The sequence below is a fragment of the Flavobacterium arundinis genome, from assembly GCF_038289855.1.
Lineage (GTDB): Bacteria > Bacteroidota > Bacteroidia > Flavobacteriales > Flavobacteriaceae > Flavobacterium > Flavobacterium arundinis.
In genome coordinates, this window is the sequence record NZ_JBBYHR010000009.1 from 126,166 (window position 1) to 152,198 (window position 26,033).

Here is a 26,033-nt window from a genome sequence, read left to right on the forward strand (position 1 = left end):
AATAAAGACTCTGTGGACTTCTAAATCTATTTAAATTTTTCTCCGTGGAACTCTATGACTTCTCTGTGCATCTCTGCGGTATAACCTCTATAAAGGCAAATAAAAAATGCAGCAAGTCTTCCTGCTGCATCTTTCATTCAATTGGAAAAGATCTACAAATCCTCTCTCCTGTGCATTTTGAACCTGCTGTTGTATTTGTTGAATACCTTCTTCGCAGCTTCATAATATTCTTTATCGCCGTTGTCATCCATAATATACAGAAGGCTCCTGTAGCGCTCTATATTGGTAATGATATCTATGTGTGCATCATTCTGCTCCGATGGCGAATAGCCCGCAAAGAAGTCGAGGTTCTCCTGGTATTTCTTGATCACTTTATCCAAAAGCTTCCGTGCCTCCGCTTTTTTGCCAATCTCATAATACCCGGTAGCATAAGGCTCCAGCAGCGTATAGTATTCGTAATACTCCACCGGCATTTTTTTCATGGCAAGGTCAATGATCTTCTCTGCCTTGTCCATTTTACCCTCCTTGATGAGCGCTTCCATCAGCCTGGCAAGGTTGGTGCGGTAGGTAATGCTGTTCTTACGGGTTTCAGGGTCATGGTAAATTTTCGGGCTTTCGCTGTTACCCCAATCCCACGACATCACGATGTTGTACATCTTGTCGGTATCAATATACCCCATATCCAGTGGGTTCCCGTCTTTAGGTATTGGTGTCTTCATTGGTACAAGTTTATACACCATACCGTCAAGCTGCAGGTAGTCTTTCATCCAAAGGTAGTCATCGTCGCCAAAGCTGCCTCCGGTAAAATACATCGGCCTTTTCCAATTATTCTGGTAAAAGATATCGAGCATCATCAGGCGGTTTTTGTACAATGCATCACCTTTGATGTCAATATCGATATACGGCACAATAGAGTCATATAATTTTGGTGAAACAATTTTGTTCTTAATGATCTCCTCCCTGTTTACCATCATCCTGATTTTGTTGGTCGGGTAAAAATTCACCATGTGGCCATTGCTCAGCTCCCTTTGCGCACGCGGGTCGTCAGTAGCCAGGAACTTGATGAAATCGCCGATAGCCCAACGCTTATCGGTACCCTGGTCAAAGAACATATAGTCGCGTGTTCCCTGCTTGTACTGGTCGTGGGTAAATGATATCGGCATTGGTTCCGACTCATACGCCTTGGCCTTCATCTGGTCAATATACCAGTCGGTCATTAATAAGCTGGTATTTACGATACGCACGTCGGTACGATAGCCTTCCACTTCCTGTGCATACCACAGCGGGAAGGTATCGTTGTCACCAATGGTAAAGAGTATCGCATTCTTATCGCACGACGAAAGGTAGGCTTTCGCCATAGCAAGCGCGGTATAACGATCCGAACGGTCATGGTCATCCCAGTTTTGCGAAGCCATAAGCACCGGTGCGGCAAGCATCGTAACGGCAATCACTACAGGCCCTGCAATTTTCGGCTGCATGTATTTTTTAATGGTATCGTAAATGGCATATACGCCAATGCCTATCCACATGGCGAAGACGTAGAAGGAGCCTACCAGCGCATAGTCACGCTCACGCGGCTCGAACGGCCTTTCATTAAGGTATATTTTTAGCGCAAGCCCTGTAAAAAGGAACAACGCCAGCAGAACATAAAAGCTCTTGGGATCTTTTTTAGCATGGAAAGCAAGGCCTATAACGCCGAGCAGGAACGGAAGGAAGAAATATACATTGCGCCCTTTGTTGTTCGCCTGGTCAGAAGGAAGGTTGTCCTGTGGCCCCAGGAAGATCGTGTCTACCGGCTTGATGCCGCTTAACCAGTTACCGTCAATATTGTCATAACGGCCCTGTATGTCGTTTTGCCTGCCGGTAAAGTTCCACATCAGGTAGCGCCAGTACATGTAACCAAACTGGAACTGGAACATATATTGCATATTCGATGCAAAAGAAGGCTTCTCAACAATAAGGTACCTGCTGTATTTGTTCAGGAATTTATCATAATCTTCATAATCCGCGTTGCCTTTGTTGAACTCCGTCCTGAATTCTGCGACTGCAGCTTCTATCTGCCCACGTGCTTCGGCCATAGCCCTGCCAAGGTCTTCGTCGCTCATTTCATTTATCGGCAATCCGTAGCGTGCCAGGTCTTCCGAAAAATCGTATGCAGGGTCGATCCGGAACTCAAGCGGCTTGGTAAACCTCATATAGTTAGCCGAGTGCTCGGTGCTCCACATCCTTGGCATCAGCCCTTTGTGGTGGTCGTCGGTATTTTGCTTGGCGTTCTTAAAGTTGTTTACAATAACATATTTGCCTGTTTTATAATCCCTTTGGTAGTTGGGCTTCTCGTCTTCATAAGGCCTTACTTTGTCAAGCCCCGCATAAGTGTCCGAGAACATCGGCCCGTAAAAGAGCTTTTGCTCGCCGTACTGCTCCCTGTTGTAGTAGGCCAGTACCTCGGCAGCATCCGACGGCTTGTTCTCATTGATAACCACATTGGCATTGGCACGTATCGGCAGCATCATCCAGGTAGAGAACCCAATGAGGATGAACAGCACGCAAAGCAGCATTGTATTGTAAACAGGCAGCCCTTTTTTCTTTGTATAGCTAAAGCCAAAATAAAAGAAAGCAAGGATGGTAAGGGTTACGAAAATGGTGCCGGAGTTGAACGGCATTCCCAATGAGTTTACCATGAATATTTCGGTTAACCCGAAAAGCGCCATGGTATAAGGCAGTAATAATTTGAATATGAATAGGAGTATGGCCACGATGACCACATTGGCTATGATGAAGCTCTTAACCGTAACTTTTTCGTAGTTTTTAAAGAAATAAATAAACCCTATCGAAGGGATGGCAAGGAGCGCCATAAAGTGTACCCCGAACGAAAGCCCGATAACAAGCGATATGATGAGCAGCCACTTGTTGCCGCGCGGCGTGTGCATTTCTTCACCCCAGCGAAGCCCGAGCCAAAGCAATAGTGCGATGAAAAGTGATGCCATGGCGTATACCTCAGCCTCTACGGCATTGAACCAGAAGCTGTCGGAGAATGTGAAGGCAAGGCTCCCCACAGCCGAAGCCCCGAGTATGGCGATCGCATTATTGTTATTGAATTCAGAGAATTTGGTAATAAGGTTGCGCAGCACGATGGTAAGCGACCAAAACATGAACAATATCGTAAACGCGCTCGAGAATACCGACATCATATTCACCATCAGTGCGACTTTATCCGGGCCTGAGGCAAACATGGCAAAGAAGGCGCCCATCATTTGGTAAAGCGGGGCTCCCGGCGGGTGGCCTACTTCGAGTTTGGCGGCTGTGGCAATATACTCCCCGCAGTCCCAAAAGCTCATGGTAGGCTCTACAGTCATCGAGAAAGTGACGAGGGCAATGGTAAAAACAGACCACCCGAGGGTGGTATTCCATTTTTTGAAATTGAATGTTATCATGAAGGATAGGTTATTCCAAATTATTCTAACTGCAAAGAAACTATTTTTTTAGGAAAGGTAAAGCTGTTTTTTAGCGATATTCAGAATTTAACCAATGAGCACCAAGATTTGCACAAGGTTCACAACTGTACCGAATCATGGGATTGTAACAACATTAAGGTAAGGCGAAATTTATTCCCTACGGGAAAGACGTACTGTTGCGTAATATCATTTCTACCCAAATTTAATCGCTACGCGATAGCTGCCAGTTATTCCAAAATTTCCCGATAGGGAATCTATTTCGGTAGATTAATTACATTTCCACTAAGGATTTCCCTTCGGGAATAAATCCCGCTCCGCAAAGTCTCTTACTTTGTGGACGCATTGGGATGTCTCCGACATACATATAAAAGGTCAGAGACCTTTAAACACCTCCACAAAGTCAGAGACTTTGCGGAGCGGGTGATTAGGTTTCTTCGCGTTCCGCGTCATTGCGAGGAGGAACGACGAAGCAATCTTTCCACAGCAACTAGTGCATCACCCCCTGAAAGATTGCCGCGCTTCATTCTTCCGCTCGCAATGACCGCACGAGAGTATTTAAGGTATTACCAATGGCATGACTGACCCTTACGGTAAAAGACACGCTGACAGAAAAAAGGGCCACCAAACCGGCAGCCCTTTATACAATCATACTATAGCTTTTACTTCTTCACCGCTGTAAATTTACCATTCGGCTGGTGCAGTGTCAGTTCTTTTATTTTTCCGTTGTCTCCGGGAATGAACTCTGCTTTATATCCATCCAGCGTTGTAATTACATACATGGTTTCTGAAGTTGGAGTAAGCTCATATTCCGGTTGGCCGGGAACAAACAGGTACAACTTATTCTCTTTTACAGAAACCTTCACCGTCATTCCTGAGATCTCATAATCCCCAATATACTTGTTTAATACGTCTGCCTCTACAGCAACCTCTTTTGGCGTCCGCTTAAATTCGATAGGGTGGTCAAGTGATGATTCTACCTTCAGCTTAACCCCCGATATCTCGCCTGCATCATTGGTAGTAAAGTTCATGAACATACCATCGGAATCTTCCGATGTGTCAATTACCTTATCCTTTGCATCATAAGGGGAAAATATATCATAATGCTTGTGCTTCAGGTAAAACCGCGTTTGTTTAAAAACTGCAAAGAGGGAGTCATTTTTCTTCACGATCTCAAAGGTGCCATAGCCGGGATTGGTAAACAGCCCTGTGTAATCATCAAGTGGGTGCGAAGGTGTGTGGTTTGCCGTTTCCTCTTTTTTAGCAGGCTCTTTCTTTGCTTTTTCTTCTGCTTCCTTCCCTTCTTTCAGTTCTTTTGCGAGCATTGCATTCCAGTCGGTCTTATCAACACCCAGCATCCTGTCGGCAATGGTGTTCCTAACCAATGACGGTATCCGCGACCCATTTTGGTTGGTAAGCACAACAATACCTATTTTAGAAGAAGGGAAAAACGCAACACTTGCCGAAAACCCGTCAATGTTTCCGCCGTGCTCTACCCTGTAGAACCCTTTATAAGACATGAGCATCCATCCGTAACCGTAGTTTGAGAAGTAGTTGTTGGGTAGTTCCTCCGAAGGCAGTGCGCCTGCTATTACAGCATGGGAACTCATCGCTTCCGTCACGTAATTTTCGGGCAAAATTTCCTTGCCTTTGAATTTTCCTTTGTTGATCCAGGTGATCAGCCAGTTGGCCATATCGTTGGCGCTGCTGTTGATGCTGCCTGCAGGTGCCATTGCGGCAATATCGTAGTAATCCATTTTGCTTATCACGTTATTCTTTTTCAGCTCGTAGCCAAAAGCCGCGTTGGAAGCCGCCTTCATTTCGGCAATGGTCACATTGGTGCGGGTCATTCCCAAGGGGGCAAGGAAACGTTCCCTGATGTTGTCCTCCCAGCTTTTGCCGGTTATTTTTTCGGCGATAACGCCCTGCACGGTAAACATAAAGTTGTTGTAATACCACTGCTGCCTTAATCCGGTAAACGGCTCCTGGTATTTTATCCTTTGGATGATACTGTCCCTGCTATGGGTTGGGAAAAAGTACCACGAAAAGTCATGGCGCGGAATGCCCGTGCGGTGGCTCATCAAGTCTTCGATATTCACGTTGCCATTAAGGTCATTGTTGTAGAATTTAAGCTCAGGCACGTATTTCAGCGGGCTGTCGGTAAAGGCCAGCTTGCCTTCATTTCTTAATGACCCTAGCACGGCAGAAGTAAACGCCTTGGTGCTGGAGCCTATCGCAAAAAGCGTGTTGGGGTCAACGGGAATTTTATTTTCATAGTCCCTGTAGCCAAACCCGGCGGAGTAGATTACTTTATCATTCTCTACTACAGCAACCGAGAATCCCGCGGCATTTGCGGTTTTCAGTAATTCATTCAGGTCTTTTTCAATGCCTTTCAGGCGTTTGTCTTTTTGGGCATAAGCCGAAACGGCAAACACCAAAAGTAAGGATAGTAAGTAATTTTTTTTCATGGATGGTTTATTGGTTTTATTTGGTTGTGGTTTACGATTTAGTGGGGACAATGTTAACAGCGCCATATTGCCAAACTGATGTTATAACGAATAGCTCTATCTCGTTCATCAATTTTCATTGTAACCAAATTGTCTGCTTTGTAAAACTTCTTTCCACCAACTTTCACTGTTAATAATAATTTGGTCGTCAGTAGTTGATTTGTAAATGCTAAGAATTGAGTATTTGAAATTTTGTTTAATATGGTCAAAAGTCAGATTTTTAAGTCCAACGTTTCCACCGTGACCATTTATTACATATGATCTCCAACGTCCTAAAATCATAGTATCTCCGTATGCTGAACCAACATATTTTTTTCCGTTTGAAATGTCGGTCATTAAGTAAACTCCTTTTTGATTTTGAAGTGCTGTTTTCCAGTTGTCCTTTTCTAATACTCGGTTCATTTCGTCCCAAGAAATATTTACATTTTCGTAACCTGGAAATATGTCGTTGTCAAAAGTGTCAGGTAAAATTTGATATACATAACAAATGTCAATTACTGATTCGGCATTACGAATCATTGTCTGTGCTTTGTTCTTAAATTTTACGATTAAACGGCCTATATATTTTTTGTATTCGGGCAGGTCTTGATATTCGTAACCAACACCGTTGAGTATATTCAAGTCATTAGTTACCTGTCCAATATGAAACAACAACCAAAGATCTTCATTCGGCTTTATCTTAACAAGTCCAATTGTGATTTGTCCTGTTTTGTATGATTTGTTTCTGTTATAATTCCAATATTGACCACCAAGCATTGTAGATGTGTCGCCATTTTTAAAAAGTTCTATCGGATTCCAATTTTGGGCGAACATTAAATTGAAACGAATCTTCACATTGTTAAGATTGTCAAGTCGTAATATGTCGTTTAATTTAATGCTGTTCATTTTCTTTTTAATTATGTCCTACTCACTATCCCTCTTAAACCTTGCAAACATCCCGTTAGCCTTATTAAACCCAACTTTCGAGGCATTGAAAAACTCCGTATCGTTATTCTCCTCCATGATGATGAGCAGGGTTCTGTACGCTTCTATTGAGCCGATGATGTCCCTCGCAAGGGCATTCTGGTCGGTAACCGACTGGGATTTATAATACGCAAGCGTTTCCTGGTACTTGCCAATCAGCTTCGTCAGCAGTTCGCGTGCTTCTTTTTTGCGCCCGGTTTTATAATATAATCCTGCAAATGGCTCAGATATAAAATAGTAGCCAAAATAGTCGACCGGCATGTTCTTCATGGCAAGGTCGATTACCTTATTAGCTTTGTCCAGCTTTCCTTCTTTTATCAGGGCTTCGCCAAGGCGTGCCAGGTTTTTCCGGAAGCTAATGCTGTTCTTCTGAGTCTGCGGGTCGTGGTATATGCTGGTATCGCCGCCATTGCCCCAGTCCCATTTCATCACGATGTTGTACATGTCATCCGTATCTATGTAACCCATGTCCAGCGGGCTGCCGTCTTTCGGTATCGGTGTTTTTACAGGCACGAGCTTATACACCATACCTTCCAGCTGCAGGTAATCCTTCAACCATGCGTAGTCTTCGTCGTCAAACCTTCCACCTGCGAAGTAGATCGGGCGTTTCCAGTTATTGGTACGGATGATGTCGAGCATGATCAGGTTGTGCTTGTAGATGGCTTCTTCGGGTAGCGTAATCTCCAGGTTAGAAACAATAGAATCATAGCGCTGCGGAGAAACTACCTTGTTTTTAATAATGAGGTTCTTGTCAACCGGGATGCGGAGCTTGTTAATAGGGTAGAAGTTTACCAAATGGTCGTTGCTCAGCGGCACTTTTGCCCTTTCATCGTCAAGGGTTACAAACCTCATGAAGTCATTGATGTTCATTGTCGAATCCTTCGTTTTGCCGAGCGGGTTGAAGAACAGGAAGTCCCTCGTACCATCAACATACTGCTCGTGGGTGAGCGATATCGGCACCGGCTCCGACTCATAGGCCTGACGCTTCATCTGGTCAATGTACCAGTCGGTAGGCAACAGGGTAGAGCACACGATGCGCACATCGGTACGGAAGCCTTCCACCTCCTGGGCGTACCACAGCGGGAAGGTATCGTTGTCGCCGACGGTAAAGAGTATCGCATTGGGTTCGCACGAGTCGAGATAGGCCTTCGCCATAGATAAAGCCGTATAACGTCCCGAGCGGTCGTGGTCGTCCCAGTTTTGGACAGCCATAAGCAACGGAACGGCGAGCAGGGTCACGCCAAGCACGGCAGGCATCAAGATCTTCGGCTGGATGTATGTTTTGATCCCGTCATAAATTGCATACACGCCAAAGGCGATCCACATGGCAAAAACGTAATAGGAGCCTACAAGCACATAATCCCTTTCACGGACTTCAAACGGCTTTTCGTTGAGGAATATCTTCAGGGCAATTCCCATAAACAGGAACAGCGCCAATAATACATAAAAGCTCTTCAGGTCTTTGCGCGCATGGTATACTGCGCCTATCAATCCAAGGATGAAAGGCAGGAAGAAATACGTATTTCGGCCTTTATTGTTTTTCATATCTGTGGTAAGTGCGTCCTGTGGGCCGAGCCTCATTTCGTCAAGGAAGGTAATGCCGCTTATCCAGTTGCCGTTCTGGTTGTCAAGCTCTCCCTGCACGTCGTTCTGGCGGCCGGTGAAGTTCCACATCAGGTAGCGCCAGTACATGTAGCCGAACTGGTATTCGAACATAAAAGCCATATTGTCACCAAAAGAAGGCTTCTCAATAATAAGGTATTGCTTGTAGGCTTTCAGGAATTTATCCAGTTCCTCATTGCCCACATCGCCCTGTGCGTACGCTTTTCTGAAATCGGCAACGACACCTTCAAATTCGCCCCTTATCTGGTTGATTGCAGCCATTGCCTGCGCATCGTCCAACTGTTCCACGTCAATGCCATATTGCCTCAGGTCGTTACTGTAATCGTATGCCGGGTCGATCCTGAATTTCGGCGGACCCGAAAACATCATGTAGTTGGCGGCATGTTCAGAGCTTGTCATCCTTGGCAGGAAAGCGCCGTGGCTCTCGTCCGGGTTTTGCTTGGCGTTTTTATAATTATTAACGATCACATATTTATTGGTCTTGTAATCGCGCTCATAGTTGGGCGCGGCATCTTTGTATGGGTTCTTTTTATCGAGCCCGCTGTACACTTCGGTATAAAGCGGCCCGTAGAAGGTTTTCTGTTCGCCATACTGCTCACGGTTGTAGTAGGCAAGTAGCTCGGCGGCATCCGATGGCTTATTTTCATTGATCACCACATCGGCGTTGGCCCTTATAGGCAGGAGCATCCAGGTGGAAAAACCGATGAGCAGGAATAACAGGCACAGCAGCAGGGTGTTCGCGAAAGGTTTTGCTTTTTTCTTTGTATAACGAAGGCCGAAGTAAAAGAAAGCGGCGATCAGGGCAAACAGGAAGATGGTACCCGAATCGAATGGCAGCCCCATGCTGTTCACCATAAAGATTTCTGTTTTACCAAAAAGCCCCATCGTGTAAGGCAGCAGGAATTTAAATACAAAGAACAATATGGCCACGGTAGCAATGTTGGCAATAATGAAACTCTTTACCGTTACTGTTTTATAATTCTTAAAGTAATAGATCATTCCTATAGACGGAATTGTGAGCAGCGCCAGGAAGTGCACCCCGAACGAAAGCCCCAGCAGCAGCGATATGAGAAGCAGCCACTTATTGCCGCGCGGTGTATGCATGTCTTCGCCCCATTTGAGCCCGGCCCAAAAGAGTATGGCGATAAACAGCGATGCCATGGCGTATACCTCGGCCTCAGTACCGTTGAACCAAAAGCTGTCCGAAAACAGGAACGCAAGGCTCCCGACAGCAGCGCTACCCAGTACCATGATGGCGTTATTGCGGTTAAATTCGGTAAAGCCCGAAACCATGTTTTTCAGGAGGATGGTGAGCGACCAGTACATGAACAGTATGGTAAACGCGCTCGAAAACACCGAAACCATATTCACCATTAACGCGACCTTACTGGTATCGCCAAAGGCGAACATCGAGAAGAAAGCGCCTGCCATCTGGAAGAGTGGTGCACCGGGCGGGTGGCCTACCTCAAGCTTTGCGGCTGTGGCAATATACTCACCGCAATCCCAAAAGCTGAGGGTGCGTTCTACGGTTGCGCTGTAAATACTAAGGGCAACGGTAAACAGCGACCAGCCTATAGCGGTATTCCATTTCCTGAAATCAAAGTTTGTCATATAATTGGTGCGGAAAGTTAATTATGATACAAAGAAAGTATTTTTACGACAATAATATTTATCAGGCTCGCAAATATTGTTTTAGTAACAGGGATATCAGAGTTTTATTGCCTCGCCTGATCTGACTTTTTTTAGGAGCGAACGAAGGAATATCATTGTTGGATGATCATTACCTGAAATTTAGTTGAGTATTATGTTTTAGCTCGATTGTTAAAAAAAAATCTTTCTCAAAGCGAACTCCATAATCGTATAAATAAGTGCATTACGATTTAGGTGTAATTTATTTTCAATATTTTTCTGCAAAAATTTGCAATAAAAAAATTATGTGCTACATTTGCACCCGCAAACAAGTTCTGCGAGCGCCTGTAAAAGCAGGAAAAACAGAGCAAATAGCAAAATTGACCTATGGTGTAATGGTAACACAGCTGATTTTGGTTCAGTCGTTCTAGGTTCGAGTCCTAGTAGGTCAACAAAAAGCCTCTCAGAAATGAGAGGCTTTTTTGTGTTGGGTTGTGCCATGAAAATCCACAACGGTATTGATAATAGCTGATCAGGAGAAGTTGAAGGTTTTCATATGCCGTTCCTCCGGAACTCTGAGCTGTATGAGGCCGACAATCTCTAAACATAACGCCCCGCCGGAACTGCCTCTCAGAAGTCCCGAGGGACGGCATGTTTATAGAAACTGTTTAGAGTACGAGTGTAGTTGACCTTCTTCTTTGGAGAAGGCACGGGTTAAGGCCTGTGCAGGAAGATTGCCACGCTCTCTTCCTCCGCTCGCAATGCCAGTGAAGTAGTTAAAACGAAAAACCCCAAAGATTTTAAAGTCTTTGGGGTTTTCAGAGGTATTATTTGCTGATAATTACATGTGACATTACACTTTTTAATTTGTGCTAATTCGTGGCAAAAGTTATTTGATTATATCTTAAAAGTCACCACCGGGCGTACCGAATGGTTTACAAGGTCTTCGCTAATGCTTCCGTTGAAGAAGTGGGCAAGCCCGTGCCTTCCGTGGGTAGACATTCCTATAAGGTCAGCATTTACGCTGTTTGCAAAATGAAGCACCCCTTTTTCTACATTTACATCATTGTAAACGTGTGAAGTATAGCCATTGGTAATACTGAATTGCGATGCAAAATCGTGCATCCTTTTCTCGGCAGCGTGAGTCGATTTGAAATCGCTCGGTGTGTTTACAAGTACAAGGTGCATGTGTACACCGAAACTGTTAGCGAAGTAAACCGCTTTTTCAAAAGGTTTTTTGATCTCGTCGGAGAAATCGGAAGCGAATACAAATTTCTGCGGATTAAATTCGCCCTCTTCTTTTTTGATTACCAAAACAGGCACATTGGAAGTCCTTACAACTTTCTCGGTATTAGACCCGATGAACATCTCCTGGAAACCACTTGCGCCGTGTGAGCCCATTACAACAAGGTCGATATCGTGTTTTTTGCTGTGTGCTATAATGCCGTCAAAAGCTTTTTCAAACTGTATTGCTTCAACAACGGTTATTCCTTCGAGGTATGGCTGGCTGATAACCTCGTTGAAGCGCTCACGGGTCTTTTCCATAAAGAACATGACTTCCGGCAGGGCTGCATTGCTTCCGACAGCATTGCTTTCGCCTATGCCGTCGCTGGCGAGGTGTGGCAGTTCCAGCATGTGCAAAAGGTATATTTCGCCATTATTTTTACGTGCTATTTGTGTAGCTACTTTTAAGGCATATTCGGCATGGTCTGAGAAATCGGTAGGAACTAGGATTTTTTTCATGGTTTGTAAAATGTAATTTTTGTAATGTAGATTTAACAGGATTTTGGTTGGAAATTTAAGACAATAAAGGTAAGGATAAATTTTACATTACCCAATGATTTTCAAGATTTATACAATGATTTTCAAGTTATAAAAAAAAGTCTTATATTTGCACGGTTATTTAATAAATACTAAATAATGAGGGGACAGGAGTCCCCTCTTTTTATACAGATATGACATTTAAGGAAAAAGTTGCCGGATTGCTGGAAAAGGGCCTTGAGGAGAGGCCGTCGCTGTTTTTAATAGACTTTTCCATTACCGGTGCAAACAAAATTATGGTGACGCTTGACGGCGACAATGGGGTAACGCTCCAGGATTGCATCGATGTGAGCAGGGCCATAGAGCACAACCTTGACAGGGAAGAAGAAGATTTTTCGCTTGAGGTAGCTTCGGCAGGGGCAACAAGCCCGATGACAAAGCCAAGGCAGTACATAAAAAACATTGGAAGGACACTTAATGTGAAAACCGCTGATAAAGAAATTGAAGCGGACCTTACCGATGCGAATGAGGAATTTATTGTTCTGGAGTGGACAGCCCGCGAACCCAAACAGGTTGGCAAAGGGAAAGAAACCGTACAAAAGAGGGTAGAGATGCCTTACCAGGACATTAAAGAAGCAGTTGTTATAATAAAATTTTAAAAAAATAGAAAGTTGGCATGGAAAATCTCGCATTAATCGATTCGTTTTCAGAGTTTAAAGATGATAAGCTTATAGATCGCGTCACGCTGATGGCGATACTGGAAGATGTATTCAGGAATGCACTGAAGAAGAAATATGGATCAGATGATAACTTTGATATTATCATCAACCCTGACAAAGGGGATATGGAGATATGGAGGAACCGCGTGGTGGTTGCCGATGGAGAGGTGGAAGATCCTAACCAGGAGATTTCCCTTAGCGAAGCAAGAAGGATAGAGCCCGACTTTGAAGTGGGTGAAGATGTTTCGGAAGAAGTGAAGCTGATACAGCTGGGCCGCAGGGCGATACTTGCGCTTCGCCAAAACCTTATTTCGAAGATACACGAACACGATAATACCAACCTGTACAAGCAGTTTAAAGACCTTACAGGCGATATTTATACAGCCGAAGTACACCATGTAAGACCAAAAGCTGTAATTTTGGTGGATGATGAAGGCAATGAGATCGTTTTGCCAAAAGAAAAACAGATACCGTCTGACTTTTTCAGGAAAGGCGATAACGTGCGCGGCATCATAGAAAGCGTAGAGCTGAAAGGCAACAAGCCGATGATCATTATGTCACGTACATCAGAATTGTTCCTTGAGAAATTGTTCGAGCAGGAGATACCGGAGGTTTTCGACGGGCTTATCACAGTTAAGAAAGTGGTTAGGATACCTGGCGAAAAAGCGAAAGTAGCTGTTGACTCGTATGATGACAGGATCGACCCGGTTGGGGCCTGTGTGGGAATGAAAGGTTCACGTATCCACGGTATCGTCCGCGAGCTGGGTAACGAGAATATCGACGTGATTAATTATACGACAAACACGCAGTTATACATATCAAGGGCATTGAGCCCGGCAAAAGTGTCTTCTATCAAGATTGACGAGGCTAATAACAGGGCTGAGGTTTTCCTTAAGCTGGAAGAGGTTTCGAAAGCGATTGGAAGGGGCGGCCACAATATTAAACTGGCAGGATTATTGACGGGCTATGAGCTCGATGTTATCCGCGAAGGCACTCCTGCTGAGGATGAGGATGTTGAATTGACAGAGTTCTCTGATGAGATCGAGGCGTGGATCATTGCCGAGTTTGCAAAGATCGGCCTTGATACAGCAAGAAGCGTACTGAAACAGGACGTTGCTGACCTTGTGAGAAGGACCGACCTTGAAGAGGAGACCATACTTGATGTGATGAGGATATTGAAAGAAGAATTTGAGGATTAGTCCGGTGTAACACAGCACAACACAACAAAGAAGATAAATTAATAAGATTGTATGTCTGAAGAAAGAGCAATAAGAATAAACAAAGTATTAAGGGAATTAAATATTTCGCTTGACAGGGCCGTTGAGTTCCTTAAGGACAAGGGTTTCGCTATCGAAGCCAGCCCGAACGCCAAGATCTCGGGCGAGGAATATAATACGCTCTACAATCAATTTTCTGCCGACAAAGGAAATAAAGCCGCTTCCCTCGAAGTAAGCGAGGAGAAAAGGAAGGAGAAGGAAGCGCTTCGTATGGAACGCGAACGCGAGATGGAAGAAAAGAGGAAGCAGGATGATGAAAAACAACGTCAGGAAGTGATAAGGGCGAAAGCCTCACTTTCAGGGCCGGTTTCTGTTGGCAAAATTGACCTTAATGCCAGAAAAGCAGAGCCTGCTTCAGACGCTCCTGCAAAGCCTGAACCACAGGCGGCAGCTCCCGAAAAACCACAGGAAGCAGTGAAACCTGCCGAGCCCGTGGCTGATGTTCCTCCTGTTGTGCAGGAAAAGGAAGCAGAACCGGAGCAGCCAAAAGCAGCACCTGCAATCCAGCCAAGAGCAGCACAAAAACCTGCCGAAGAGAAAAAAGAACAGCCGGCACCTGCTGAGGCGCCTGCCGAAGAGGAAAAAATAGCAACGCAGTACCAAAAGCTTACCGGAGCGACTTTTACAGGGCAGACAATTGACCTTTCGCAGTTCAATAAGCCTAAAAAGAAAAAAGAGGAGTTCAAAAAAGACCCTCCAAGACCGGGTGGCGCGGCCATTACTCCTAATACCGGAGCTAATGCCAACAACGATAAGAATAAGAGAAAAAGGATTACGCCGAAACCCCAGGGGCAAGGCGGGGCGGGACAGATAAGACCGGGCGCACCGGGCCAAAGCAGGCCGGGACAGCCTGCAGCAAATAAATTTGGGCCGAATACAAATAAGAGGCCGGCAATTGTTTCTAAAGTTGAGCCTACCGAAGAAGAAGTTAAAAACCAGATCCGCGAAACCCTTGAAAAACTCCAGGGCAAAGGAAGTAAATCCAAAGCGGCGAAATACAGAAGGGACAAGCGTGACAGCCACCGCCAGAAATCTGACGATGAGCAAAGGATGCTTGACGAAGGAAGTAAAGTAATCAAGGTAACGGAATTTGTTACCGTTGGTGAAATTGCTACCATGATGGATGTGCCTATTACAAAAGTGATCTCGGTATGTATGTCGTTGGGTATCATGGTTACCATGAACCAAAGGCTTGATGCTGAAACGCTTACTATTGTGGCGGACGAGTTTGGTTTTGAAGTTGAATTTATTACTACCGATATCGAGGAATCGATGGAAGTGGTGGAAGACAGGGAAGAAGACCTTGTATTCAGGGCTCCGATTGTTACCGTAATGGGTCACGTTGACCATGGTAAGACATCGCTTCTTGACTACATCCGTAAAGAAAATGTTATCGCAGGTGAGTCGGGTGGTATAACCCAGCACATTGGTGCTTACGGCGTAACGCTCGACAACGGGCAGAAAATAGCATTCCTTGATACACCGGGCCACGAGGCGTTTACCGCAATGAGGGCAAGGGGTGCACAGGTTACCGATATTGCCATTATCGTGATTGCTGCTGATGATGACATCATGCCGCAGACGAAAGAGGCGATTAACCACGCCCAGGCGGCGGGAGTGCCTATTATATTTGCGATCAATAAAGTGGATAAGCCGGCGGCGAATCCTGAAAAGATAAAAGAAAGGCTTGCAGGAATGAACCTTCTTGTAGAAGACTGGGGAGGTAAGATACAATCGCACGATATCTCTGCAAAAACAGGCCTTGGTGTAAAAGAATTGCTTGAAAAAGTATTGCTTGAGGCCGAATTGCTCGACCTGAAAGCGAACCCGGAAAAAGCGGCTGTGGGAACTGTTGTAGAAGCGTTCCTTGATAAGGGAAGGGGATACATCTCTACAGTGCTTGTACAGGGTGGTACCCTGAGGTTGGGTGACTATGTCCTTGCGGGCAAGCACCACGGTAAGGTAAAAGCCATGCACGATGAGCGCGGGCACAGCATTAAGGTGGCAGGCCCATCTACGCCTATATCGATATTAGGACTTGATGGCGCACCTACTGCGGGCGACAAGTTCAGTGTGTTTGAAGATGAAAGGGAAGCGAAACAAATCGCTGCAAAACGTACGCAGTTGATGCGCGAGCAGTCGGTACGTACGCAAAGGCACATCACGCTTGCCGAGATCGGAAGAAGGATTGCGCTTGGGCAGTTCAAGGAGCTTAACATTATCCTCAAAGGAGACGTGGATGGTTCGGTTGAAGCATTATCCGATTCCTTCTCTAAATTGTCTACCGAAGAGATCCAGATCAACATCATCCATAAAGGTGTAGGGGCGATTACCGAATCTGACGTATTGCTGGCCTCGGCTTCCGATGCGATCATTATCGGGTTTAACGTACGCCCTTCTGCCAGTGCAAGGACTCTTGCCGACAGGGAAGAGATCGATATCAGGAACTACTCGATCATATACGATGCGATAGACGACCTTAAGGATGCGATGGAAGGTATGCTTTCACCGGAACTGAAAGAAGAGGTTACAGGTACTGCCGAGATCCGTGAAACTTTCAAAATATCCAAAGTGGGTACGATTGCAGGATGTATGGTGACCGATGGTAAGATATTCAGGTCGTCAAAAATAAGGCTGATAAGGGAAGGTGTGGTTATCTATACCGGAGAACTTACTGCCCTGAAACGTTTTAAAGACGATGTGAAAGAAGTTTCCAAAGGATATGACTGTGGTATGCAGATCAGGAATTATAACGACATACAGGAGCTTGATATTGTAGAGGCTTACCAGGAAGTTGAAGTTAAGAAAAAGCTGAAATAAATAATCAGCTTTAAAATATAAAATCCCTCGCTGTGGCGGGGGATTTTTGTTTATAGATATGTCATTGTGGCATATTTTGCCTGACAAAAATTACTTATTTGGTTTAATTAGTAAGGCGTACGGGTATTTTTTCTTTAAGTCTGCCAATGTTTTTTCAGCCTCAATTCGTGATTTATAGTTCCCTACCCATACTTTATACGTGGGGCTTTCAAATACAATTGTGCCGTCTATGGTTTTAAATTCCCTTTTAAAATCCGACAGTGTTTTCCTCGCTTTGTCGTTTTCACCATAGAATATCTGTATTTTGAACCGGTCATTTACGGTAATAGATGGGTTTATCCTGCGTTTTTCGGCCAAAAGCTGCTCAAAGCGAGCGTCCTGGTCAACAGTAACGCTTTCCTGGGCAAGGCATTCGGTGCTTAATAAGCCAATGCAAAATAGGGAAAAAGTAAGGTGTGTAATTTTTAAAATTCTCATAATGAACAGTGTTTATACAAAAGTACGACATATTATTTTATCTGCGAAAACGCGATTTATTTAGAATTATTATAAATTATGTTTTAAGGTTTATTTAAGGTTTGAGAATAATTCTTAAGTCGTATTTTTGTGGGAGTTTTTAAAAAAGCATAGTGTTTGCACAGTATGCCTTGAAAAAACCATACCAATTTAAGTCGATAATCATTTTTAATATGAAAAAAGTGGGTAACCATACTTCGTTTTCAAGAATTTTATTGTTCTGCCTGGCGTTATCGCTGTCATTCTCTTTTACATCTTTTGCCCAGGAAACTGCGGCTCCTGCAGCGGCTGCGGCTCCTGCTGGTGGTGCAGCTGCTCCGGCGGCTGGCGCAGGGGATCCTGTGAAGGGAAAGGAACTATTCAATACTCTTTGCGCTGCATGTCACAAGCTTGATGCAAAGTCAACCGGCCCTGCTTTAAGGGGTGTGGCTGATAAGCACGACCGTGCATGGATCTACAAATGGGTGCACAACAGCAGTGAAATGATAAAATCGGGCGATCCGGCCGCTGTTAAGCTGTTCGCTGAAAACAACAACTCGGTAATGACAGCATTCCCGCAGTTGAGCGAGGGTGATATTGATAATATCATGGCCTATACGTCAACGCCGATTGATAACGGTGGAGGCGGTGGTGGAGTTGTTCAGACAAAAGTTGCTCCTAATGCTGACAACGGATCTTCGAACGTGCTGATACTTGGTGCGCTTGTTTTGGTTCTTTTGGTTCTTATCGTGATGCTTGTTTTGGTAAACAAGACGCTGAGAAGGGTTGCTGCTTCCAATGGTATTGTGATCGCGGAAAAAGAATCATCAGTGTCATTATGGAAAGCGTATGCTAAAAACCAGTTTCTGGTATTGGTTACTGTTATCCTGCTTATGCTGGCTTCGTCTTACTTCCTGTATGGCTACCTGATGCAAATCGGGGTTGACCAGGGGTATGAGCCGGTTCAGCCAATTCACTTCTCGCACAAAATACACGCCGGTGACAATGGCATCGACTGTAAATATTGCCACTCGTCGGCAAGGGTAAGCAAACATTCAGGGATACCTTCATTAAATGTTTGTATGAACTGCCACAAAAATATTGCTGAATTCCAGGGTGACAAAGATTCTTTGTATGTAGACTATTCAAAAGAATTCTACACTGCTCAAATCAAGGAATTGTATAATGCAGTAGGTTGGGATGCTACTGCGCAGAAATATACCGGAAAACAAAAACCTGTTAAATGGGTAAGGATTCACAACCTTCCGGATTTTGTTTACTTCAATCACTCACAGCACGTATCTGTTGCCGGTGTTGAATGCCAGACATGCCACGGCCCGGTTGAGACTATGGAAATTATGAGGCAGCACTCACCGCTTACAATGGGTTGGTGTATCAACTGCCACCGTGCGACCGATGTTAAGGTAGAAGGCAATGAATACTACACTAAGATCCACGATGAGCTGGCCAAGAAATATGGCAAGCAAAAGCTTACCGCTGCTGACATGGGCGGAACTGAGTGTGGAAAATGTCACTATTAATCAAATTTTTAAGAAGCTAAATATTTATATACAACATGGCATCAAACAAAAAATACTGGCAAAGTGTTGAAGAGCTTAATGAAAACAGCTCTATTGTTGAGACGCTAAGAAACAATGAGTTTGCTGAGGAGATACCTACAGAAGAATTTCTTGGAGACAAGGAAGCTCTGGCAGGATCATCAACAAGCCGTCGTGACTTTTTGAAATATGTAGGGTTCACTACAGCTGCAGCATCGTTGGCAGCATGTGAGGGCCCGGTTATCAAGTCTATTCCTTATGTAGTTCAGCCGGAAGAGATCATCCCTGGTGTTGCAGATTATTATGCAACAACAATGGCCGATGGTTTCGATTTCGCCAACATACTTATCAAAACCCGTGAAGCACGCCCAATCAAGGTAGAGAAGAATATTCTTGCCGGAGCAAAGGTTAATGCTAATGCAAGGGTTTATGCTTCGGTACTTTCGCTTTATGACAGCATGCGCTTAAAAGAGCCGATGATCAAAGAGAAGCCGGCAACGTGGGAAGCTGTTGATGCGCAGGTGAAAGCGAGTCTTTCCCAGGCAGCGGCAGGCGGTGGACAGGTAGTGGTGCTTACAGGTACAACTGCAAGCCCGTCTACAGATAAGCTTATCGCTGAATTCGGTGCCAAATACCCGGGCTTTAAGCACGTGGTATATGATGCGGTTTCTGCTTCTGAATCGCTTGACGCGTTCCAGGCTGTTTATGGTGAAAGGGCGCTTGCCGATTATGATTTCGGTAAGGCTGATGTTATTGTTTCTGTTGGTGCTGATTTCCTTGGCGACTGGCAGGGTGGCGGATATGATTCAGGCTACACTATGGGCCGTATCCCGAAACAAGGTAAAATGTCAAGGCATATACAAATTGAGTCTAACCTGTCACTTTCAGGGTCAAACGCTGACAAGCGTATCCCGTTGACAGTTACAGAACAGAAATATGCCCTCGTAAAAATATATAATGTAGTTACAGGCGCTTCGGTAAGCACTCCGGCATTTGCCAACAAGGCTTACGAAAAGGCGGTTATGGATGCTGCAACAGAATTAAAGACTAAAGGATCAAGGGGTGTACTTGTTACAGGTCTTGACGATGTAAACGCACAGCTTCTGGCTATCGCCATTAACAACGCGCTAACCTCACAGGCATTCCAGCCGGGTGCTGCACGCCTTGTGAGAAAAGGTGATGCCAAAGCAGTTGCACAGCTTGTAAACGATATGAAGGCAGGCAGCGTACACACGCTTATCATGAGCGGTGTAAACCCTGTATATACACTGCCAAACAGTGCAGCTTTCGTTGAAGGGCTTAAAAAAGTAAAACTATCGGTAGCATTCTCGCTTAAAGCAGACGAGACCGCTTCGCAATCTACTATAGCTGCCGCAGCTCCTCACTACCTTGAGGCTTGGGGCGATGTAAGCATAGCAAAAGGGCATTACGCTATCACGCAGCCTACTATCCGCCCGTTATTCAAAACAAGGCAATTGCAGGATTCATTACTTGCATGGTCGGGCAGTTCGCAGTCATTCTACGACTACCTGAAAGCGACTTCGCTTACATGGTCGGCTGGAAAAGGCTGGAACCAATTGGTTCACGATGGTGTTGCCGTAACTGAAATGGCAGGTACTGCTGTTGCTGGCGGTGCAGATTTCAGCGGTGCAGCGTCAAAGCTTGCAGGTGCTAAAAAAGCAAACGGCCTTGAGTTGGTGCTTTATACCAAAGTGGGAATGGGAGACGGCCAGCAGGCAAACAACCCATGGCTTCAGGAGTTCCCTGACCCTATTACCAGGGTATCATGGGATAACTATGTTACGGTATCGAAATTTGATGCAGAGAAACTTGAGCTTGAAAACTGGAATGTGGCAAACGGCGGACTTAACGGAAGCTATGTTACTATCGAGGCTAACGGTAAGAAACTTGAAAAAGTACCCGTTATCATCCAGCCGGGACAGGCAAGGGGTACAGTAGGTGTTGCACTGGGCTACGGGCGCCAGGCAGCCATGAAAAAAGAAATGATCGTAGGCGTCAATGCGTACACATTATATAATAACTTCAACTCCTTCCAGGACGTGAAGCTTACAAAAGAACCAGGGGAGCATGAGTTTGCCTGCGTTCAGCTTCAAAATACGCTAATGGGCAGGGGAGATATCATTAAGGAAACTACCCTTAAAGAATTCAACTCAAAAGATGCGTCGGAATGGAACATCATGCCGGTTGTATCTTTAGACCATAAAGAAGTTCCTGCTGCTACGGTAGACCTTTGGGAGTCTTTCGACAGGAGTACAGGGCACCACTTTAACCTTTCTATCGACCTTAATGCCTGTACAGGATGTGGGGCTTGCGTTATCGCCTGCCACGCAGAGAACAACGTTCCTGTAGTAGGAAAATCAGAAATAAGGAGAAGCCGCGATATGCACTGGCTGCGTATTGACAGGTACTACTCCCACGAAGAGACTTTTGCAGGGGATAATAAGCTTAAAGACAATACGTCAGGTCTTATCAATTCAGTATCTACCTTCAGCGATATGGAAGATCCGTCGGAGAACCCGCAGATCGCCTTCCAGCCTGTAATGTGCCAGCACTGTAACCACGCTCCTTGTGAGACTGTGTGCCCGGTTGCTGCAACATCACACGGACGCCAGGGACAAAACCAGATGGCTTACAACCGTTGTGTGGGTACCCGTTACTGCGCCAACAACTGTCCTTATAAAGTACGTCGTTTCAACTGGTTCCTTTACAACAAAAACAGCGAGTTTGATTACCACATGAACAACGACCTTGGCCGTATGGTACTTAACCCGGATGTTAACGTGCGCTCAAGGGGTGTTATGGAAAAATGTTCTTTCTGTATCCAGATGACGCAGGCTACTATATTGAAAGCCAAAAGAGAAGGCCGCAGGGTTAAAGCTGATGAGTTTTCTACTGCATGCTCTGAAGCTTGCGGAACCGGCGCGATGGTATTTGGCGATGTGAACGAAACTGAAAACCCAATCGTAGCGCTTAAAGACGACGAAAGGGCTTACCACCTGCTTAGCCAGATAGGAACGAAACCGAATGTGTTCTACCACGTGAAAGTGAGGAATACATAGTTAGAAGTAATATTAATAAGAAACAAGATAAAGGATTATGTCGTCTCATTACGAAGCACCCATTAGAAAACCTTTAATTATAGGTGACAAAAATTATCACGATGTAACAGTAGATGTTGCAAGGCCGGTGGAAGGCAGGGCCAACAGGCAATGGTGGATTGCATTCTCCATTGCACTTGCCGCTTTCCTCTGGGGTGTAGGTTGTGTTGCCTATACAGTTGGAACAGGTATTGGTACATGGGGTTCAAATAAAACAATTGGCTGGGCCTGGGATATCACCAACTTCGTTTGGTGGGTAGGTATCGGTCACGCCGGAACGCTGATCTCGGCGGTACTTTTACTGTTCCGCCAAAAATGGAGGATGGCTATTAACCGTTCGGCAGAGGCGATGACCATCTTCTCTGTAATCCAGGCAGCGATGTTCCCAGTATTCCACATGGGCCGTCCATGGTTAGCCTACTGGGTTATGCCGATCCCGAACCAGTTTGGTTCACTTTGGGTAAACTTCAACTCACCGCTACTTTGGGACGTGTTCGCGATCTCGACCTACCTTTCGGTATCGTTAGTATTTTGGTGGACAGGTTTGCTTCCCGATTTTGCAATGCTTCGTGACAGGGCTGTAACGCCTTTTACCAAAAAAGTATATTCTATTGTAAGTTTCGGATGGAGCGGCCGTGCCAAAGACTGGCAGCGTTTTGAGGAAGTATCACTGGTACTTGCCGGACTTGCCACACCACTCGTACTTTCTGTACACACAATTGTATCTTTTGACTTTGCTACCTCGGTAATACCGGGATGGCATACAACAATCCTTCCGCCATACTTCGTTGCGGGAGCTATCTTCTCAGGATTTGCAATGGTAAACACCCTGCTTATCATCATGAGAAAGGTATCCAACCTTGAGGCTTATATCACCGTACAGCATATCGAATTGATGAATATCATCATCATGATTACCGGTTCGATAGTAGGTTGTGCCTATATCACCGAGCTGTTCGTTGCCTGGTACTCGGGTGTTGAATACGAGCAGTACGCCTTCCTTAACAGGGCTACAGGGCCATACTGGTGGGCTTATGCATTGATGATGACGTGCAACGTTATCTCTCCGCAGGTAATGTGGTTCAAAAAGATCAGGACCAGCATTTACGTTTCTTTCGTTATATCAATTGTTGTAAATATAGGTATGTGGTTTGAGCGTTTCGTAATTATCGTTACCTCACTTCACAGGGATTACCTGCCATCATCATGGACCATGTTCCAGCCTACGTTTGTAGATGCGGGCTTCTTCATCGGTACCATTGGCTTCTTCTTCGTGTTGTTCCTTCTTTATTCAAGGAGCTTCCCTGTAATCGCACAGGCCGAGGTGAAAACTATCATGAAATCTTCGGGCGAATTCTATAAAAAGAAAAGGGAAGAAGGCGGACACGACAATCATTCACATTCAGAACATAATCATCACTAAGATCATGAGTAATAAAGTTATACATGTACTATACAATGACGATGATATCCTAATGGATGCAGTAAGGCAAACACGCGCTGCGCATCATCACATTGAAGAAATTTATACGCCGTTCCCGGTTCACGGGCTTGATAAAGCCATGGGCCTTGCCCCAACGAGGATCGCTATTACTTCATTCTTATACGGTTTGGTAGGATTATCTGTAGCCACTTCGATGATGTGGTTCATCATGATCCAGGACTGGCCGCAGGATATTGGCGGTAAGCCAAGCTTTAGCTACATCCAGAACATGCCTGCATTCGTTCCGGTAATGTTTGAGATGACCGTATTCTTTGCTGCCCACTTAATGGTTATAACCTTTTACATGAGGAGTAAATTATGGCCGTTTAAACAAGCGGAGAACCCGGATGTAAGGACTACCGATGACCATTTCCTTATGGAAGTTGCCGTTCACGGTGATGTTGACCAAATGGTTTCTTTCTTTATGGGTACGCACGCGGTAGAAGTTAAAGTAATTGATAAGCATTAACAGAAAGTATGAAAGCGTTATATAAAATAGCATTACTTGCAGTGGCATCAGTTTCATTTACTGCCTGCCATGACAAATCGGAGCCAAACTACCAGTACATGCCAAACATGTATGAGCCTGTATCGTATGAAACCTATGCAGAATCGGCTGCATTTCCTAACGGGAAAGAAGGCCAGCTTCCTGCAAAAGGGTCGATACCAAGGGGCTTTACGCCGTATGAGTATGAAAACTCTACAGCTGGTTATGATCTTGCGAAAGCCAACCTGAAATCTCCTATAGATTCTACAGGTTTTGATGCTCCAAGGGCCGAACAGCTTTTCACTATTTACTGTGCGATTTGTCACGGTGATAAGGGTGACGGAAAAGGAAACCTTGTTAAAAGGGAGAAATTCCTGGGCGTACCAAGTTATAAAGACAGGGTTATTACAGAAGGAAGCGTATTCCATGTAGTGACTTACGGACTCAACAGCATGGGATCGCATGCTAACCAGCTTTCCCAGGAAGAACGCTGGCAGGTGGCTCACCATGTAATGCAACTTAGGAGTAAATTATAATTGTAGAACACTGAAAGCATAAAATATGTACACATTTTCAAGTAGATTAAAAACTGTTGCACTCGCCCTGATGGTACTTGGCCTTCTTGGTATAGGCTATAGTTTTTTCACTGCACCAAAAAGTATTGAAGACGTAGAGCGAATGGAGGCGGAAAACGCAGCGCACGGGCACCATGGAGATGCTGCCCATCATGACGCGGCACCGCACGATGCTCATGGTTCTGCAACAGCACCTGCTCCTTCTCACAAAGAGGGTGAGGCACACGCCGAAGCTGCACACGACACTACACATGCCGTTGCTGCTGAAGCTGTACACGAAACCCATGACACCATTCATGCCGAAGCAGCTGTAGCCGCAGGGCATGAAGGCCATGATAACAAGACCGGCGAAGCAGTTCATGCTGAAGAAGCACACGCAGCACATGCAGATGCTCATGCTGCCCACGGCCATGATGATGCGCATGATGCACACAAGGAACATCAGGAGCATTTGGAGCATACACTTCTACAGCTTCAGAACAAGCCTTGGTCTGCATTATATGTCTCTGCCTTGTTCTTCATGCTTATTTCACTTGGCGCACTTGCTTTCTATGCTATCCAGAATGCTGCACAGGCAGGATGGTCTCCTGTGTTGTTCAGGGTTATGGAAGGTATATCAAGCTACCTTATACCGGGCGCTATTATCGTATTCCTGATATTTGTTGCCGGAGCACTGGATATGCATAAAATATGGATATGGATGGATAAGGATGTTGTGGAACACGATCACCTTATAAAGGCAAAATCTGGCTACCTTAATAAAGTATTCTTCCTTGTAAGGGCAGCGATATTTATGGGCGGATGGATATGGTACCGCCAATATTCAAGAAAAAATTCACTGGCTCAGGATGACGCAACAGATAACAGCTACTACAAGAAAAACTTTAAGGCTGCTGCTACATTCCTTGTATTCTTTATTATAAGTGAATCTATGATGTCATGGGACTGGATTATGTCGGTTGACCCGCATTGGTACAGCACCCTGTTTGGATGGTATGTATTTGCAAGCTTTGTAGTAAGTGCAGTAACCGTTATTGCAATGATTACGCTTTACCTGAAATCAGTTGGCTACCTTGAGTATGTAAATACAAGCCACATACACGATTTAGCGAAATTCATGTTTGGTTTCAGCGTATTCTGGACGTACCTTTGGTTCTCACAATTTATGCTTATATGGTATGCCGATATACCGGAAGAGGTAACGTATTTTAAAACACGTATCGAAGACTTCAACCTGCCTTTCTTTGGAATGGTTGTCCTCAACTTCGTGCTTCCGATACTTATCCTTCTTAACACCGATTTCAAACGCCTTACGTGGGTTGTTGTTTTGGCGGGTACTATCATACTATGCGGACACTATATGGATTTCTTCAACATGATTATGCCGGCAACCGTAGGTAAACAATGGTTTATCGGTGCAGGAGAGATAGGCGCGCTGATGTTCTTTATGGGCTTGTTTATATTCGTGGTGTTCACTACGCTTACTAAAGCTCCATTATTGGCAAAACGCAATCCGTTGATTGAGGAAAGCAAGCATTTTCATTATTAATATTTAAAGAAATAA

15 protein-coding genes and 1 tRNA gene are annotated in these 26,033 nt (G+C 44.9%); 10 read left to right on the top strand and 6 right to left on the bottom strand.

The annotated features are described in order from the left end of the window. Positions 1 to 152 precede the first annotated feature (152 nt). The 4 genes from AAEO56_RS15465 to AAEO56_RS15480 form a co-directional block, all read right to left on the bottom strand. Positions 153 to 3,434: a DUF2723 domain-containing protein gene (locus tag AAEO56_RS15465; RefSeq protein WP_341697965.1), complete on the bottom strand. Its 3,282-nt coding sequence runs from the start codon at positions 3,432 to 3,434 to the stop codon at positions 153 to 155. Between the two features lie 680 nt (positions 3,435 to 4,114). Further along, positions 4,115 to 5,920, bottom strand: a complete 1,806-nt coding sequence (locus tag AAEO56_RS15470) for a serine hydrolase (RefSeq protein WP_341697966.1) — start codon at positions 5,918 to 5,920, stop codon at positions 4,115 to 4,117. 108 nt (positions 5,921 to 6,028) lie between these two features. Continuing rightward, complete coding sequence (locus tag AAEO56_RS15475) at positions 6,029 to 6,844, bottom strand: GIY-YIG nuclease family protein (protein WP_341697967.1); 816 nt, start codon at positions 6,842 to 6,844, stop codon at positions 6,029 to 6,031. A gap of 18 nt (positions 6,845 to 6,862) precedes the next feature. Further along, positions 6,863 to 10,156 (bottom strand): DUF2723 domain-containing protein, encoded by a 3,294-nt coding sequence (locus AAEO56_RS15480; protein WP_341697968.1) that lies wholly within the window; start codon positions 10,154 to 10,156, stop codon positions 6,863 to 6,865. Positions 10,157 to 10,555: 399 nt separating this feature from the next. Between AAEO56_RS15480 and AAEO56_RS15485 the strand changes: the two genes are divergently transcribed. Next, a tRNA-Gln gene (locus AAEO56_RS15485) sits at positions 10,556 to 10,626 on the top strand. 445 nt (positions 10,627 to 11,071) lie between these two features. Here AAEO56_RS15485 and AAEO56_RS15490 read toward each other — a convergent pair. Continuing rightward, positions 11,072 to 11,917 carry a universal stress protein gene (locus AAEO56_RS15490; RefSeq protein ID WP_341697969.1) on the bottom strand — a complete coding sequence of 282 codons (846 nt, stop codon included), beginning with the start codon at positions 11,915 to 11,917 and terminating at the stop codon, positions 11,072 to 11,074. A 212-nt stretch (positions 11,918 to 12,129) separates the two neighbouring features. On the opposite strand from AAEO56_RS15490, the gene rimP reads away from it, so the two are divergent. Genes rimP through infB form a run of 3 tightly spaced genes read left to right on the top strand, consistent with a single transcriptional unit; the run spans position 12,130 to position 16,751 of the window. After that, positions 12,130 to 12,594 carry a ribosome assembly cofactor RimP gene (gene rimP, locus AAEO56_RS15495; protein ID WP_341697970.1) on the top strand — a complete coding sequence of 155 codons (465 nt, stop codon included), beginning with the start codon at positions 12,130 to 12,132 and terminating at the stop codon, positions 12,592 to 12,594. A gap of 17 nt (positions 12,595 to 12,611) precedes the next feature. Next, the gene (gene nusA / locus AAEO56_RS15500) at positions 12,612 to 13,853 is read left to right on the top strand and encodes a transcription termination factor NusA (protein WP_341697971.1); all 1,242 of its coding nucleotides are present in this window, start codon (positions 12,612 to 12,614) and stop codon (positions 13,851 to 13,853) included. 51 nt (positions 13,854 to 13,904) lie between these two features. Then, on the top strand, positions 13,905 to 16,751 hold the full coding sequence (infB, locus tag AAEO56_RS15505) for a translation initiation factor IF-2 (protein WP_341697972.1): 2,847 nt from the start codon (positions 13,905 to 13,907) through the stop codon (positions 16,749 to 16,751). Between the two features lie 90 nt (positions 16,752 to 16,841). Here the strand turns inward: infB and AAEO56_RS15510 are convergent, their stop codons facing one another. Further along, positions 16,842 to 17,228: an SPOR domain-containing protein gene (locus AAEO56_RS15510; RefSeq protein WP_341697973.1), complete on the bottom strand. Its 387-nt coding sequence runs from the start codon at positions 17,226 to 17,228 to the stop codon at positions 16,842 to 16,844. Between the two features lie 212 nt (positions 17,229 to 17,440). Between AAEO56_RS15510 and AAEO56_RS15515 the strand changes: the two genes are divergently transcribed. Genes AAEO56_RS15515 through AAEO56_RS15540 form a run of 6 tightly spaced genes read left to right on the top strand, consistent with a single transcriptional unit; the run spans position 17,441 to position 26,018 of the window. Continuing rightward, positions 17,441 to 18,787 (top strand): cytochrome c3 family protein, encoded by a 1,347-nt coding sequence (locus AAEO56_RS15515; protein ID WP_341697974.1) that lies wholly within the window; start codon positions 17,441 to 17,443, stop codon positions 18,785 to 18,787. A 35-nt stretch (positions 18,788 to 18,822) separates the two neighbouring features. Next, positions 18,823 to 21,885, top strand: a complete 3,063-nt coding sequence (locus tag AAEO56_RS15520) for a TAT-variant-translocated molybdopterin oxidoreductase (protein ID WP_341697975.1) — start codon at positions 18,823 to 18,825, stop codon at positions 21,883 to 21,885. A 37-nt stretch (positions 21,886 to 21,922) separates the two neighbouring features. Further along, the gene (gene nrfD / locus AAEO56_RS15525) at positions 21,923 to 23,347 is read left to right on the top strand and encodes an NrfD/PsrC family molybdoenzyme membrane anchor subunit (RefSeq protein WP_341697976.1); all 1,425 of its coding nucleotides are present in this window, start codon (positions 21,923 to 21,925) and stop codon (positions 23,345 to 23,347) included. 4 nt (positions 23,348 to 23,351) lie between these two features. Beyond that, complete coding sequence (locus AAEO56_RS15530; RefSeq protein ID WP_341697977.1) at positions 23,352 to 23,876, top strand: DUF3341 domain-containing protein; 525 nt, start codon at positions 23,352 to 23,354, stop codon at positions 23,874 to 23,876. A gap of 8 nt (positions 23,877 to 23,884) precedes the next feature. Continuing rightward, positions 23,885 to 24,430, top strand: a complete 546-nt coding sequence (locus AAEO56_RS15535) for a c-type cytochrome (protein WP_341697978.1) — start codon at positions 23,885 to 23,887, stop codon at positions 24,428 to 24,430. 25 nt (positions 24,431 to 24,455) lie between these two features. Continuing rightward, positions 24,456 to 26,018, top strand: a complete 1,563-nt coding sequence (locus AAEO56_RS15540) for a quinol:cytochrome C oxidoreductase (protein WP_341697979.1) — start codon at positions 24,456 to 24,458, stop codon at positions 26,016 to 26,018. The last annotated feature ends 15 nt before the right edge of the window (positions 26,019 to 26,033 follow it).

What these genes read in the sequence shown, in the direction of transcription:
- AAEO56_RS15465 (WP_341697965.1), bottom strand. Translation starts at nt 3,434, where the DNA reads ATGATAACATTCAATTTCAAAAAATGGAATACCACCCTCGGGTGGTCT.
- AAEO56_RS15470 (WP_341697966.1), bottom strand. Translation starts at nt 5,920, where the DNA reads ATGAAAAAAAATTACTTACTATCCTTACTTTTGGTGTTTGCCGTTTCG.
- AAEO56_RS15475 (WP_341697967.1), bottom strand. Translation starts at nt 6,844, where the DNA reads ATGAACAGCATTAAATTAAACGACATATTACGACTTGACAATCTTAAC.
- AAEO56_RS15480 (WP_341697968.1), bottom strand. Translation starts at nt 10,156, where the DNA reads ATGACAAACTTTGATTTCAGGAAATGGAATACCGCTATAGGCTGGTCG.
- AAEO56_RS15490 (WP_341697969.1), bottom strand. Translation starts at nt 11,917, where the DNA reads ATGAAAAAAATCCTAGTTCCTACCGATTTCTCAGACCATGCCGAATAT.
- rimP (WP_341697970.1), top strand. Translation starts at nt 12,130, where the DNA reads ATGACATTTAAGGAAAAAGTTGCCGGATTGCTGGAAAAGGGCCTTGAG.
- nusA (WP_341697971.1), top strand. Translation starts at nt 12,612, where the DNA reads ATGGAAAATCTCGCATTAATCGATTCGTTTTCAGAGTTTAAAGATGAT.
- infB (WP_341697972.1), top strand. Translation starts at nt 13,905, where the DNA reads ATGTCTGAAGAAAGAGCAATAAGAATAAACAAAGTATTAAGGGAATTA.
- AAEO56_RS15510 (WP_341697973.1), bottom strand. Translation starts at nt 17,228, where the DNA reads ATGAGAATTTTAAAAATTACACACCTTACTTTTTCCCTATTTTGCATT.
- AAEO56_RS15515 (WP_341697974.1), top strand. Translation starts at nt 17,441, where the DNA reads ATGAAAAAAGTGGGTAACCATACTTCGTTTTCAAGAATTTTATTGTTC.
- AAEO56_RS15520 (WP_341697975.1), top strand. Translation starts at nt 18,823, where the DNA reads ATGGCATCAAACAAAAAATACTGGCAAAGTGTTGAAGAGCTTAATGAA.
- nrfD (WP_341697976.1), top strand. Translation starts at nt 21,923, where the DNA reads ATGTCGTCTCATTACGAAGCACCCATTAGAAAACCTTTAATTATAGGT.
- AAEO56_RS15530 (WP_341697977.1), top strand. Translation starts at nt 23,352, where the DNA reads ATGAGTAATAAAGTTATACATGTACTATACAATGACGATGATATCCTA.
- AAEO56_RS15535 (WP_341697978.1), top strand. Translation starts at nt 23,885, where the DNA reads ATGAAAGCGTTATATAAAATAGCATTACTTGCAGTGGCATCAGTTTCA.
- AAEO56_RS15540 (WP_341697979.1), top strand. Translation starts at nt 24,456, where the DNA reads ATGTACACATTTTCAAGTAGATTAAAAACTGTTGCACTCGCCCTGATG.